This window comes from Ruegeria atlantica (assembly GCF_013033965.1).
In the GTDB taxonomy this organism is placed as follows: Bacteria; Pseudomonadota; Alphaproteobacteria; order Rhodobacterales; family Rhodobacteraceae; genus Ruegeria; species Ruegeria atlantica_D.
The window spans coordinates 1-14,295 of record NZ_WQFE01000010.1 but is presented as its reverse complement, the minus strand read 5'-3'; the positions used below and the strand labels follow the sequence as shown (position 1 = coordinate 14,295).

The following is a 14,295-nucleotide window of genomic DNA, read 5'->3' as shown; positions in this document are numbered from 1 at the left end:
CCCGCTGAGAACATCGAAAGGTGACATCTGACATGGCTCAAACGTTCCTTGGCCAGAAACGTCTTCGTAAATATTACGGCAAAATCCGCGAAGTGCTGGAGATGCCGAACCTCATTGAGGTGCAGAAATCTTCTTATGATCTTTTCCTGCGCTCCGGCGATGCAGAGCAGCCCACTGACGGCGAAGGCATCAAAGGCGTGTTCCAGTCGGTTTTCCCGATCAAGGATTTCAACGAAACCTCCGTTCTGGAGTTTGTGAAATACGATCTGGAAAAACCCAAATACGACGTCGAAGAGTGCATGCAGCGCGACATGACCTACAGCGCGCCGCTGAAGGTCACACTGCGCCTGATCGTTTTTGATGTCGACGAGGACACAGGTGCCAAATCGGTCAAAGACATCAAAGAACAGGACGTGTTCATGGGCGACATGCCCCTCATGACGCCAAACGGAACGTTCATCGTGAACGGTACCGAGCGTGTGATCGTGTCGCAGATGCACCGCTCGCCCGGTGTGTTCTTTGACCACGACAAGGGCAAGACCCACTCTTCGGGTAAGCTGCTGTTTGCCTGCCGCATCATCCCGTATCGCGGCAGCTGGCTGGACTTCGAGTTCGACGCCAAGGACATCGTGTTCGCCCGTATCGACCGTCGCCGTAAACTGCCTGTGACAACCCTGCTCTATGCGCTGGGTCTGGATCAGGAAGCGATCATGGACGCGTATTACAACACCGTGTCCTACAAGCTGGACAAGAAGAAAGGCTGGATTGCGCCGTTCTTCCCCGAGCGTGTACGCGGCACCCGCCCGACCTATGATCTGATTGACGCGAAGTCTGGCGAAGTGATTGCCGAAGCGGGCAAGAAAGTTACTCCGCGCGCGGTCAAGAAGCTGATCGACGAAGGTGTTGTCACCAATCTGCTGGTTCCGTTCGACCATATCGTTGGCAAGTTTGTCGCCAAGGATATCATCAACGAAGAAACCGGTGCGATCTATGTCGAAGCTGGCGATGAACTGACGCTGGAATACGACAAAGACGGCGACCTGATCGGCGGTACTGTCAAGGAACTGATCGACGCAGGTATCACCGACATCCCGGTTCTGGACATCGACAACGTCAATGTCGGCCCCTACATGCGCAACACCATGGCGCAGGACAAGAACATGGGTCGGGAAACCGCGCTCATGGACATTTACCGCGTCATGCGTCCAGGCGAGCCGCCCACCGTCGAAGCCGCGTCGGCCCTGTTCGACACTCTGTTCTTTGACAGCGAGCGCTATGACCTGTCCGCGGTTGGCCGTGTGAAGATGAACATGCGTCTGGCCCTAGATGCGCCGGATACGCTGCGCACCTTGCGCCGCGAAGACATCGTGGCCTGCATCAAGGCGCTGGTCGAACTGCGCGACGGCAAAGGTGACATCGACGACATCGACCACCTGGGCAACCGTCGTGTGCGTTCGGTCGGTGAACTGATGGAAAACCAGTACCGCGTTGGCCTGCTGCGTATGGAGCGCGCGATCAAAGAGCGTATGTCGTCGGTCGAGATTGACACCGTCATGCCGCAGGACCTGATCAACGCGAAACCGGCTGCGGCTGCTGTCCGCGAATTCTTCGGCTCGTCGCAGCTGTCGCAGTTCATGGATCAGACCAACCCGCTGTCGGAAGTCACCCACAAACGCCGTCTCTCGGCGCTTGGTCCCGGTGGTCTGACACGTGAGCGTGCGGGCTTTGAGGTTCGCGACGTGCACCCGACCCACTATGGCCGGATGTGCCCGATTGAAACGCCGGAAGGCCCGAACATCGGTCTGATCAACTCGCTGGCCACCTTTGCCCGCGTGAACAAGTATGGTTTCATCGAAACACCGTATCGTGTCGTCAAAGACGCTGAGGTGACCGATGAGGTTCACTACATGTCCGCGACCGAGGAAATGCGTCACACCGTTGCGCAGGCGAACGCGACGCTGGATGCGGATGGCAAGTTCATCAACGATCTGGTTTCGACCCGTCAGTCGGGCGACTACACTCTCGCCCCGCGCGAGAATGTGGACTTGATCGACGTGAGCCCGAAACAGTTGGTTTCGGTCGCTGCATCGCTGATCCCGTTCCTTGAAAATGACGACGCCAACCGCGCTCTGATGGGCTCGAACATGCAACGTCAGGCGGTTCCGCTGTTGCGGGCCGAGGCACCGCTGGTCGGTACCGGGATCGAGGAAAAGGTTGCGATCGACTCGGGTGCTGCGATTCAGGCGAAACGCGCCGGTATCATCGACCAGGTCGATGCCCAGCGTATCGTTATCCGCGCGACCGAAGACCTGGAACTGGGCGATGCTGGCGTTGACATCTATCGTCTGCGCAAGTTCCAGCGTTCGAACCAGAACACCTGCATCAACCAGCGTCCGCTGGTGAAAGTGGGTGACACGGTTGGCAAAGGCGAAGTGATTGCCGATGGTCCGTCCACCGATATCGGTGAACTGGCTCTGGGTAAGAACGTGGTCGTCGCGTTCATGCCGTGGAACGGTTACAACTACGAAGACTCGATCCTGATCTCGGAACGTATCGCGCGTGACGACGTCTTTACCTCGGTCCATATCGAGGAATTCGAAGTCGCCGCCCGTGATACAAAGCTGGGTCCGGAAGAGATCACCCGCGACATCCCGAACGTCGGTGAAGAAGCGCTGCGCAACCTCGACGAGGCGGGCATAGTTTACATCGGCGCGGATGTTGAACCGGGCGATATTCTGGTCGGCAAGATCACTCCGAAGGGCGAAAGCCCGATGACCCCGGAAGAAAAGCTGCTGCGCGCCATCTTTGGTGAAAAAGCATCTGACGTGCGCGACACCTCGCTGCGCGTGAAGCCGGGCGATTACGGTACGGTCGTCGAGGTCCGTGTCTTCAATCGTCACGGCGTCGAGAAAGACGAGCGTGCGCTGCAGATCGAGCGTGAGGAAGTCGAACGTCTGGCCCGTGACCGTGACGACGAGCTGGCGATCCTTGACCGCAACATCTACGCGCGTCTGCAGGGCCTGATCCTGGGTAAAACCGCTGTCAAAGGCCCGAAAGGCGTCAAGGCGGGGTCGGTGATCACTGAGGAACTTCTGGACATGCTGACCCGTGGTCAGTGGTGGCAGCTGGCACTGGAAGACGAGCAGGATGCACAGATCGTCGAGGCTCTGAACGAGCAGTATGAAGTGCAAAAGCGCGCTCTGGACGCCCGTTTCGAGGACAAGGTCGAGAAAGTCCGTCGTGGCGACGACCTGCCGCCGGGCGTGATGAAGATGGTCAAAGTCTTCATCGCCGTGAAGCGTAAGCTGCAGCCGGGCGACAAGATGGCCGGTCGTCACGGGAACAAAGGTGTGATTTCCAAGGTTGTTCCGATGGAAGACATGCCGTTCCTGGCTGATGGTACTCCGGTTGACTTCTGTCTGAACCCGCTGGGTGTGCCTTCGCGTATGAACGTCGGTCAGATCCTTGAAACCCACATGGGTTGGGCCGCACGCGGTCTGGGTCTGAATATCGACGACGCACTGGGTGAATACCGCCGCTCCGGCGATCTGACCCCGGTTCGCGAAGCGATGAAGCTGGCTTATGGCGAAAATGTCTATGAAGAAGGCATTGCCGGCATGGACGAGGATCACCTGATCGAGGCTGCGGGCAACGTGACCCGCGGTGTTCCGATTGCAACCCCGGTCTTTGACGGTGCCAAGGAAGCAGACGTCAACGACGCGCTGGTGCGTGCGGGCTTCTCGGAAAGCGGTCAATCGGTTCTGTTCGACGGTCGTACCGGTGAGCAATTCGCACGACCGGTGACCGTAGGCATCAAGTACCTGCTGAAACTGCACCACCTGGTGGACGACAAGATCCACGCGCGTTCGACCGGGCCCTACAGCCTGGTTACCCAGCAGCCGCTGGGTGGTAAGGCGCAGTTCGGTGGTCAGCGCTTTGGTGAGATGGAAGTCTGGGCTCTGGAAGCTTACGGCGCCGCCTACACCCTGCAGGAGATGCTCACCGTGAAATCGGATGACGTCGCCGGCCGGACCAAGGTCTATGAGTCGATCGTCAAGGGCGAGGATAACTTTGAAGCGGGCGTACCGGAATCGTTCAACGTTCTGGTTAAAGAAGTCCGTGGCCTCGGCCTGAATATGGAACTCCTGGATGCGGAGGTTGAGGAGTAAGGGCCTCGGCCCTTCCTCCCGTCCCCCCTTCCGCAAAATTTGAGGTATCAAAATGAACCAGGAAATCACCAACAACCCGTTCAACCCGCTGACACCGCCGAAAGTCTTTGACGAGATCAAGGTTTCGCTGGCCAGCCCTGAACGGATCCTGTCTTGGTCCTATGGTGAGATCAAGAAACCCGAAACTATCAACTACCGGACGTTCAAGCCCGAGCGTGACGGTCTGTTCTGCGCGCGTATCTTTGGCCCGATCAAAGATTACGAATGTCTGTGCGGCAAATACAAGCGGATGAAGTATCGCGGCGTTGTCTGCGAGAAATGCGGTGTGGAAGTCACCCTGCAGAAAGTCCGCCGCGAGCGTATGGGCCACATCGAACTGGCTGCGCCCGTTGCACACATCTGGTTCCTGAAATCGCTGCCGTCCCGCATCGGTCTGATGCTGGACATGACGCTGCGTGATCTGGAACGCGTACTGTACTTTGAAAACTACGTCGTCATCGAGCCCGGTCTGACTGACCTGACCTACGGCCAGATGCTGACCGAAGAAGAGTACATGGACGCGCAGGATGCCTATGGCATGGACGCGTTCACCGCGAATATCGGTGCCGAAGCCATCCGTGAGATGCTGGCCCAGATCGATCTGGAAGCCGAAGCCGAGCAGCTGCGCGCTGATTTGGCCGAAGCAACCGGCGAGTTGAAGCCCAAGAAGATCATCAAGCGTCTGAAGGTTGTTGAATCCTTCCTCGAGTCGGGCAACCGTCCCGAGTGGATGGTCATGACTGTGATCCCGGTCATTCCGCCGGAACTGCGTCCGCTGGTTCCGCTGGATGGTGGCCGTTTCGCGACCTCGGATCTGAACGATCTGTATCGCCGCGTCATCAACCGGAACAACCGTCTGAAGCGTCTGATCGAACTGCGTGCACCTGACATCATCGTCCGCAACGAAAAGCGGATGCTGCAGGAGTCCGTTGACGCTCTGTTTGACAACGGCCGTCGTGGCCGCGTGATCACCGGCGCCAACAAGCGTCCGCTGAAATCGCTGTCGGACATGCTGAAGGGTAAGCAGGGCCGCTTCCGTCAGAACCTTCTGGGGAAACGCGTCGACTTCTCGGGTCGTTCGGTCATTGTGACCGGTCCGGAACTCAAGCTGCACCAGTGTGGTCTGCCCAAGAAGATGGCGCTGGAATTGTTCAAGCCGTTCATCTACTCGCGCCTTGAAGCCAAGGGTCTGTCTTCGACCGTGAAACAGGCGAAGAAACTGGTCGAGAAAGAGCGTCCCGAAGTGTGGGATATCCTCGACGAGGTGATCCGCGAGCACCCTGTCATGCTGAACCGTGCGCCGACGCTGCACCGTCTTGGCATTCAGGCGTTCGAGCCGGTTCTGATCGAAGGTAAAGCCATCCAGCTGCACCCGCTGGTCTGCTCGGCCTTTAACGCCGACTTCGACGGGGACCAGATGGCCGTTCACGTCCCGCTGAGCCTTGAGGCTCAGCTGGAAGCGCGTGTTCTGATGATGTCGACGAACAACGTTCTGTCGCCTGCAAACGGCGCGCCGATCATCGTTCCGTCGCAGGATATGATCCTGGGTCTGTACTACGTGACCCTGGAACGCGAAGGCATGCCGGGCGAAGGCAAAGTCTTTGGTTCGATCGAAGAAGTTCAGCACGCGCTGGACGCGGGTGAGGTGCATCTGCACTCGAAAATCACCGCGCGGATCACGCAGATCGACGACGAAGGCAACGAAGTTCAGAAGCGTTATGAAACGACTCCGGGCCGTCTGCGTCTGGGTGCGTTGCTGCCGATGAACAACAAAGCTCCTTTCGAGCTGGTCAACCGCCTGCTGCGGAAGAAAGAAGTTCAGCAGGTCATCGACACCGTCTATCGTTACTGCGGTCAGAAAGAGTCGGTTATCTTCTGTGACCAGATCATGTCGATGGGCTTCAAAGAAGCGTTCAAGGCTGGCATCTCGTTCGGTAAGGACGACATGGTCATTCCAGACGACAAGTGGGGCATCGTTGATGACACCCGCGGTCAGGTGAAGGACTTTGAACAGCAGTACATGGACGGCCTGATCACTCAGGGCGAAAAGTACAACAAAGTTGTCGATGCTTGGTCGAAGTGTAACGACCGCGTCACCGAGGCGATGATGAGCACAATCTCGTCGTCAGATCGGGCGGATGACGGCTCCGAGCAGGAACCGAACTCGGTCTACATGATGGCCCACTCCGGTGCGCGTGGCTCTGTCACTCAGATGAAACAGCTGGGCGGTATGCGTGGCCTGATGGCCAAGCCGAACGGTGACATCATCGAGACGCCGATCATCTCGAACTTCAAAGAAGGTCTGACCGTTCTCGAGTACTTCAACTCGACGCACGGTGCCCGTAAGGGTCTGTCGGATACCGCTCTGAAGACGGCGAACTCGGGTTACCTGACCCGTCGTCTGGTGGACGTCGCGCAAGACTGTATCGTTCGTGAGATCGACTGTGGCACCGAGCGTGCGATCACTGCCGAAGCAGCCGTGAACGACGGCGAGGTTGTTGCCTCGCTGGCGGAACGTGTGCTGGGCCGTGTTGCGGCTGATGATGTTCTGCGCCCGGGCACCGAAGAGGTGATCGTGGCTGCAGGTCAGCTGATCGACGAGCGTATGGCCGACACCATCGATGAAGCTGGTGTTCAGTCGATGCGCATCCGCTCGCCTCTAACCTGTGAGTCCGAGGAAGGCGTCTGTGCGACCTGCTATGGTCGTGACCTTGCACGCGGTACGCGGGTCAACACGGGTGAGGCCGTCGGCATCATCGCCGCTCAGTCCATTGGTGAGCCCGGTACACAGCTGACGATGCGGACCTTCCACATCGGTGGTGTTGCACAAGGTGGCCAGCAGTCGTTCCAGGAAGCAAGTCAAGACGGTGTCGTATCGTTCGAGAACCCGCAGGTTCTGGCCAATTCCGCAGGTGAAATCCTGGTCATGGGTCGGAACATGAAGTTGGTGATCAAGGACGAACATGGCGAAGAGCGTGCCAGCCACAAGCTGGGTTACGGCTCGAAGCTGTTCGTCAAGGACGGTGCTAAAGTTGCCCGTGGCGACAAGCTGTACGAGTGGGACCCCTACACGCTGCCGATCATCGCCGAGAAAGCCGGTACCGCGAAGTATGTTGACCTTGTTTCGGGCATTGCAGTCCGCGATGAGACCGATGATGCAACCGGTATGACCCAGAAGATCGTGATCGACTGGCGCGCCGCCCCCAAAGGCAGCGACCTGAAGCCCGAGATCATTCTGGTCGGTGAAGATGGCGAGCCGGTCCGCAACGATGCGGGCAACCCGGTTCACTATCCGATGTCGGTAGACGCGATCTTGTCGGTCGAAGACGGTCAACAGATTGAAGCTGGTGAAGTTGTCGCGCGTATCCCGCGTGAAGGTGCCAAGACCAAGGACATCACCGGTGGTCTGCCGCGTGTGGCTGAACTGTTCGAAGCCCGTCGCCCGAAAGATCACGCGATCATCGCAGAAGCCGATGGTTACGTGCGCTTTGGCCGCGACTACAAGAACAAGCGCCGCATCAGCATCGAACCGGCTGATGAGTCCATGGAGACCATCGAGTACATGGTGCCCAAGGGCAAGCACATCCCGGTCGCAGAAGGTGACTTCATCCAGAAGGGTGAATACCTGATGGACGGTAACCCGGCCCCGCATGACATCCTGTCCATCATGGGTGTCGAAGCGCTGGCGGATTACATGATCGACGAGGTGCAGGATGTTTATCGTCTGCAAGGCGTGAAGATCAACGACAAGCACATCGAGGTCATCGTGCGCCAGATGCTGCAGAAGTGGGAGATCCTGGATTCAGGTGACACCACCCTGCTGAAAGGCGAACATGTCGACAAGCAGGAGTTCGACGCAGCCAACGAGAAGACGTTGGCCCGCGGCGGTCGTCCGGCTCAGGGCGAGCCGATCCTCTTGGGGATCACCAAAGCCTCGCTGCAGACGCGTTCGTTCATCTCGGCGGCGTCGTTCCAGGAAACCACCCGCGTGCTGACCGAAGCTTCGGTTCAGGGCAAGAAGGACAAGCTGGTTGGCCTGAAAGAGAACGTCATCGTCGGTCGTCTGATCCCCGCCGGTACCGGCGGCGCGACCCAGGCCGTGCGTCAGGTTGCGCAAGGCCGCGACAACGTCGTGATCGAAGCCCGCCGGGAAGAGGCCGAAGCGGCCGCTGCTCTGGCTGCGCCGGTCATGGATGACGATATGGTCGGTGACGAACTGGACGTTCTGGTGGAAACACCGGAAAGCCGCGAGTAACGTCCTCGTGCAGTAAAACGGAAAGGCCCCGCAATTTCGCGGGGCCTTTTCTTTTGCCCTTGGCGTGCTTTCGAGCGATCATGGTACAATACGGTAAGCTCGAAGACAGCGACCCACTGACCAGGGGATGCAGGATGCCTACACTCAAGGGAGATTTGATACAGCTGGCGCTTGATGGTGAGTTTGATGTCATTGTCCACGGTTGCAATTGTTTCCACGCGATGGGTGCCGGGATCGCCCGGATTATTGCGGCGGAATTCCCTGACGCACTTGAGGCCGACAAGCGGACAGAGCATGGGGATCGATCAAAACTAGGATCGATTTCTACGGCAGAGATCACACGGGGAACAACCAAATTTGTGGTGGTAAATGCCTATACCCAATTTCATTGGGAGGGTCCGGGGCGGCTTGTGGAATATGATGCGATCTCGGGTTGTTTTTCGACGATTGCGCGGGCTTTCCCCACGTCCCGGATCGGCTATCCGATGATCGGCGCGGGTCTGGCCGGGGGCGATTGGACCGAGATATCGCAGCGCATAGACGCGGCCCTGATGGGTATGGACCATACGCTGGTGATCTTGCCCGACTGAACAACAGGGCCGGGGTTTCATGTTGACATCTCATGCGGGCTTGCGGCCAATGGGCCAAGTTTCTTTGAAGTTTTGGAATCTGCCACTATGAACCCGAATTTGAGGGGCGCGATGCTGATGATGGGCAGCATGGCTGCCTTTACGGTCAATGATGCTTTGATCAAGGCCGCTGGGAAAGAAATCCCGCTGTTTCAGATGGTGGTGATACGTGGCGTTCTGGCGACGTTCCTTGTGTTTCTGCTGGCGCGGCATCTTGGCGCGCTGCATCTGAATTTCCCGCGTCACGATAAGTGGCTGGTGGTTGCGCGCTGTCTGGCCGAACTTTCGGCCACGTTCTTCTTTCTTACAGCGCTATTGCATATGCCGTTGGCGAATGTGACGGCCGTCCTTCAGGCCTTGCCGCTGACAGTGACGTTGGGCGCGGTTCTGTTCTTTGGTGAACACATCGGCTGGCGCAGGATTCTGGCGATTGTAATGGGGTTCGCTGGCATGTTGCTGATTGTGCGGCCAGGGCCAGACGGGTTCAGCATTTATGCGATTTACGCTTTGATTGCGGTGGCATCCGTCACCGCGCGGGATCTGATTACGCGGCGCATGTCCGTTCATGTGCCATCGCTCGCCGTTACTCTGGCGACCTCGTTGTCCATTACTATGGCGGCTGGAATTGCGACCATGGTAACTGGTTGGGAACCTGTTCCAATCGGAGCGGGCGCGTTGGTGGCCTCTGCCGCCGTCTTTGTCCTGACCGGGTATCTGTGCAGCGTTTTGGTGATGCGCGAAGGGGATGTCGGTTTCATAGCACCCTTCCGCTATTCAAGTTTGATCTGGGCCTTGGGTTTGGGCTGGGTTGTGTTTGGCGATTGGCCGGACACGGTAACGATGGTCGGAGCCGCGCTGGTCGTAGGGGCTGGGCTTTTCACTCTGTTCCGGGAACGTCAGTCTCAACCTGCGGAGTGAACCCGCCGCACTTCGTCTTGTTCAATGGCAAAGCGGGCAATGAATTCACCCTCTTGTTCCGACGTCAGTGGGAACAGCTCGGCCTTGCTGGCACGTGCATGGGGTGAGTCGTTGAAATTGTTCAGGGTGCGAACCCACATGGGCGCGTCAGGATAGCTGATCACCGGCATGAAGCGACCGATCTTATGGTGGGTAAAGCTCATGATCGTGTGCTTGCAACCGCCGGCGATATACATCCCCAGACCGACGCCCAACAGGGATCGGAACACCTGGGTCGCGCGAATGCCATCCGATCCGAACCGCGCCAGAAACCCGTTGTTGAAATCCAGCCCGACTGTACGGTTGTTCCGGATCAGCCCCTTGGCGTCGATTGTCGCAAGGCGCAGACGTTCGATCAGGTCGACCGAGACGGCGTCATCGTCGTCATGCCGAAACTGGATGCACGGCTGATCCGGGTCGGTACGGGCGCTGTGCAGAACCTCCTTGACGACTGGACGATGCCGGGCCGGAGCGCGTTTGACAATTCGGATCTGTTTGATGCCCGAAGTCAGGTCAAAGAGCCGGTCCATCGAAGCTTTGGGCAAGCATTCCCCGATCAGAACGAACAACTCAAAATCTTCGTCGGTCTGTTCCCGAAAACAGGGCAGGGTGGTCGTTTCAAACAGCCGGAACCGTTCTTCCAGCCGCTCGGGGCTGTACAGGTATTGCCGCCGCTCTTCGACTGTTTCATGTTCCACCTGATAGCCGCCAATTGCGGGGTAGGAAAAGCGGCACAGGCCAATGACTTGCATGTTTCGTCCATCGCAGAGTTTTGCCGCCACTATGCCGTTGTCCACATTTGCTCGCAACGGGCGAATGGTTCTGGAAACTAAGCCCACGCCTTGATAAAACACCGCCAATCGGCTGACTGGGCGTGCGCTGTTGACACTTGGGTCGACTCCTCATATACGCGCGTCATCTCGGTGCCGGGGGCCGCCCCATAACCGATTCCAGTAATGAACTGGTCAAGGCCCGGACAATTTTGTAGTTCGCGCCCTCTGATAACAAACCGCGACGTTCACCTCGGAATGGGAACGCTCGCGGGTTTTGCGCTTGTGGACGCATGAGTGCAGCGAATTTAACCGCACGCAACCCGCGTGCATGTCATGTGTGTTGCAAAACGGGGAAGAAACCGGAATGCCAACTATTCAACAGCTGATCCGCAAGCCGCGGCAGCCCAAAGTAAAACGCTCGAAGTCCATGCACTTGGAGCAGTGCCCGCAGAAACGCGGCGTCTGCACACGTGTATATACAACCACACCGAAGAAGCCGAACTCGGCGATGCGTAAGGTTGCCAAGGTGCGCCTGACCAACGGGTTCGAGGTTATCTCGTACATCCCCGGTGAAAGCCACAACCTGCAGGAACACTCGGTTGTTCTGATCCGTGGCGGCCGTGTAAAAGACCTTCCCGGTGTGCGTTACCACATCCTGCGCGGTGTTCTGGATACTCAGGGCGTCAAAGACCGTAAGCAACGTCGTTCGAAATACGGCGCGAAGCGTCCCAAGTAAGAAGGAGAGGCTGATATGTCACGTCGTCACGCCGCCGAAAAACGCGAAGTCCTGCCTGACGCCAAATTTGGCGACAAGGTACTGACCAAATTCATGAACAACCTGATGATCGACGGCAAGAAGTCGGTCGCAGAGCGCATCGTCTATAACGCATTTGACCGCGTTGAAGGCAAGATCAAGCGCGCTCCTGTCGAAGTGTTCCACGAAGCGCTCGACAACATCAAACCTTCGGTCGAGGTTCGCTCGCGCCGGGTTGGTGGTGCAACCTATCAGGTTCCGGTCGAAGTGCGCCCCGAGCGCCGCGAAGCACTGGCCATCCGTTGGCTGATCACTGCTGCGCGTGGCCGCAACGAAAACACCATGGAAGAGCGCCTTGCAGGCGAGCTGCTGGATGCCGTTCAGTCCCGCGGTACCGCCGTCAAGAAACGCGAAGACACCCACAAGATGGCCGAGGCGAACAAAGCCTTCAGCCATTATCGTTGGTAATCCGAGAGGCTTAGACCAATGGCACGCGAATATCCGCTCGAACTGTACCGTAACTTCGGTATCATGGCGCACATCGACGCAGGTAAGACCACCTGCTCGGAGCGTATCCTGTATTACACTGGTAAATCCCACAACATCGGTGAGGTGCACGATGGTGCAGCCACCATGGACTGGATGGAGCAGGAGCAGGAACGCGGCATCACCATCACTTCGGCTGCGACCACCACTTTCTGGGAACGCACCGAGGACGGTCAGACCGCAGAAACTCCTAAGCACCGCCTGAACATCATCGACACCCCCGGCCACGTTGACTTCACCATCGAAGTTGAACGTTCGCTGGCGGTTCTCGACGGTGCCGTCTGCGTTCTGGACGCAAACGCCGGTGTTGAGCCCCAGACCGAAACCGTGTGGCGTCAGGCTGACCGCTACAAGGTTCCGCGTATGGTTTTCGTCAACAAGATGGACAAGATCGGCGCTGACTTCTTCAACTGCGTCAACATGATCGAAGACCGCACCGGTGCACGCGCTGTTCCGGTTGGTATTCCGATCGGTGCCGAATCCGAGCTGGAAGGCCTGATCGACCTGGTCACCATGGAAGAGTGGCTGTGGCAGGGCGAAGATCTGGGCGCAAGCTGGATCAAAGCTCCGATCCGCGACAGCCTGAAGGACATGGCTGACGAATGGCGCGGCAAGATGATCGAAGCGGCCGTCGAAATGGACGACGACGCGATGATGGAATACCTGGAAGGCAATGAGCCCGACGTTCCGACCCTGCGCGCCCTGCTGCGCAAAGGTACTCTGGAAATCGCGTTCGTTCCGGTTCTGGGTGGTTCGGCGTTCAAGAACAAAGGCGTTCAGCCTCTGCTCAACGCTGTGATCGACTATCTGCCCAGCCCGCTGGACGTTGTCGATTACATGGGCTTCAAACCCGGCGACGAAGAAGAAGTTCGTGACATCGCACGTCGTGCCGATGACAACATGGCCTTCTCGGGTCTGGCGTTCAAAATCATGAACGACCCCTTTGTTGGCTCGCTGACCTTCACCCGGATCTACTCGGGCACCATGAACAAGGGTGACTCGATCCTGAACTCGACCAAAGGAAAAAAAGAGCGCATCGGTCGTATGATGATGATGCACTCGAACAACCGGGAAGAGATCGAAGAAGCGTTTGCAGGCGACATCATCGCGCTGGCGGGTCTGAAAGACACCACCACCGGTGACACCCTGTGTGATGCGAAGGATCCGGTGGTTCTGGAAACCATGACCTTCCCCGATCCGGTGATCGAGATCGCGGTTGAGCCCAAAACCAAGGGCGACCAAGAGAAAATGTCCCAGGGTCTGGCCCGTCTGGCCGCCGAAGACCCGTCCTTCCGTGTGGAAACCGACCTGGAATCGGGTCAGACCATCATGAAGGGTATGGGCGAACTTCACCTGGACATCCTGGTTGACCGTCTGAAGCGCGAGTTCAAGGTTGAAGCGAACATCGGTGCACCGCAGGTGGCCTATCGTGAAACCATCTCGATGCCGGTCGAGCACACCTACACCCACAAGAAGCAGTCGGGTGGTTCGGGTCAGTTCGCGGAAGTCAAGCTGGAGATCCAGCCGACCGAAGCGGGCGAAGGCTATTCGTTCGAAAGCCGCATCGTTGGCGGTGCCGTTCCGAAGGAATACATCCCGGGTGTTGAAAAAGGCATCAACTCGGTCATGGACAGCGGCCCTCTGGCTGGCTTCCCTGTGATCGACTTCAAGGTTGCCCTGTTGGACGGTAAGTTCCACGACGTTGACTCGAGTGTTCTGGCGTTCGAAATCGCATCGCGGATGTGTATGCGTGAAGGCATGCGCAAAGCTGGCGCGAAACTGCTGGAACCGATCATGAAGGTCGAAGTGATCACCCCGGAAGAATACACCGGCGGTATCATCGGCGATCTGACCTCGCGTCGGGGCCAGGTGTCTGGACAAGAACCGCGCGGCAACGCGATCGCGATCGACGCGTTTGTTCCGCTGGCGAACATGTTCGGCTACATCAACACTCTGCGTTCGATGTCGTCGGGCCGTGCCCAGTTCACCATGCAGTTCGACCACTACGATCCGGTTCCGCAGAACATCTCGGACGAGATTCAGGCGAAATACGCATAAGCGAAGATTTGAGGGAGCGCGGCTAACGCGCTCCCTTCATTACCGAAAAAGGAGGCCATCATGGCAAAGGAAAAGTTTGAGCGTACAAAACCGCACGTCAACATCGGCACGATTG

At 57.8% G+C, this 14,295-nt stretch carries 8 protein-coding genes; 7 read left to right on the top strand and 1 reads right to left on the bottom strand.

Annotated elements, in window-relative coordinates; all coding sequences use genetic code 11:
* The first annotated feature begins 32 nt into the window (after positions 1–32).
* From rpoB to GOW16_RS16550, 4 genes are all read left to right on the top strand, one after another.
* Entirely contained in the window at positions 33–4,169 is a 4,137-nt protein-coding gene (gene rpoB / locus GOW16_RS16565) for a DNA-directed RNA polymerase subunit beta (protein ID WP_170417026.1), read from the top strand.
* Between the two features lie 52 nt (positions 4,170–4,221).
* Positions 4,222–8,463: a DNA-directed RNA polymerase subunit beta' gene (rpoC, locus tag GOW16_RS16560; protein ID WP_170417024.1), complete on the top strand. Its 4,242-nt coding sequence runs from the start codon at positions 4,222–4,224 to the stop codon at positions 8,461–8,463.
* Positions 8,464–8,597: 134 nt separating this feature from the next.
* Complete coding sequence (locus GOW16_RS16555; RefSeq protein ID WP_170417022.1) at positions 8,598–9,053, top strand: macro domain-containing protein; 456 nt, start codon at positions 8,598–8,600, stop codon at positions 9,051–9,053.
* Between the two features lie 87 nt (positions 9,054–9,140).
* Positions 9,141–10,010: a DMT family transporter gene (locus tag GOW16_RS16550; protein ID WP_170417020.1), complete on the top strand. Its 870-nt coding sequence runs from the start codon at positions 9,141–9,143 to the stop codon at positions 10,008–10,010.
* On the opposite strand, the gene GOW16_RS16545 is transcribed toward GOW16_RS16550, so the two are convergent.
* Positions 9,995–10,801: a putative rhamnosyl transferase gene (locus tag GOW16_RS16545; RefSeq protein WP_170417018.1), complete on the bottom strand. Its 807-nt coding sequence runs from the start codon at positions 10,799–10,801 to the stop codon at positions 9,995–9,997. The genes GOW16_RS16550 and GOW16_RS16545 overlap by 16 nt on opposite strands.
* A gap of 385 nt (positions 10,802–11,186) precedes the next feature.
* Here GOW16_RS16545 and rpsL point away from each other — a divergent pair, with 385 nt between their 5' ends.
* Genes rpsL through fusA form a run of 3 tightly spaced genes read left to right on the top strand, consistent with a single transcriptional unit; the run spans position 11,187 to position 14,180 of the window.
* Positions 11,187–11,558, top strand: coding sequence for a 30S ribosomal protein S12 (gene rpsL / locus GOW16_RS16540; RefSeq protein ID WP_005621086.1), 372 nt, complete (start codon positions 11,187–11,189; stop codon positions 11,556–11,558).
* 15 nt (positions 11,559–11,573) lie between these two features.
* Entirely contained in the window at positions 11,574–12,044 is a 471-nt protein-coding gene (gene rpsG / locus GOW16_RS16535; RefSeq protein WP_008756926.1) for a 30S ribosomal protein S7, read from the top strand.
* 18 nt (positions 12,045–12,062) lie between these two features.
* A complete protein-coding gene (gene fusA / locus GOW16_RS16530; protein WP_170417016.1) occupies positions 12,063–14,180 on the top strand; it encodes an elongation factor G in 2,118 nt (705 codons plus the stop codon).
* Positions 14,181–14,295: the final 115 nt, after the last annotated feature.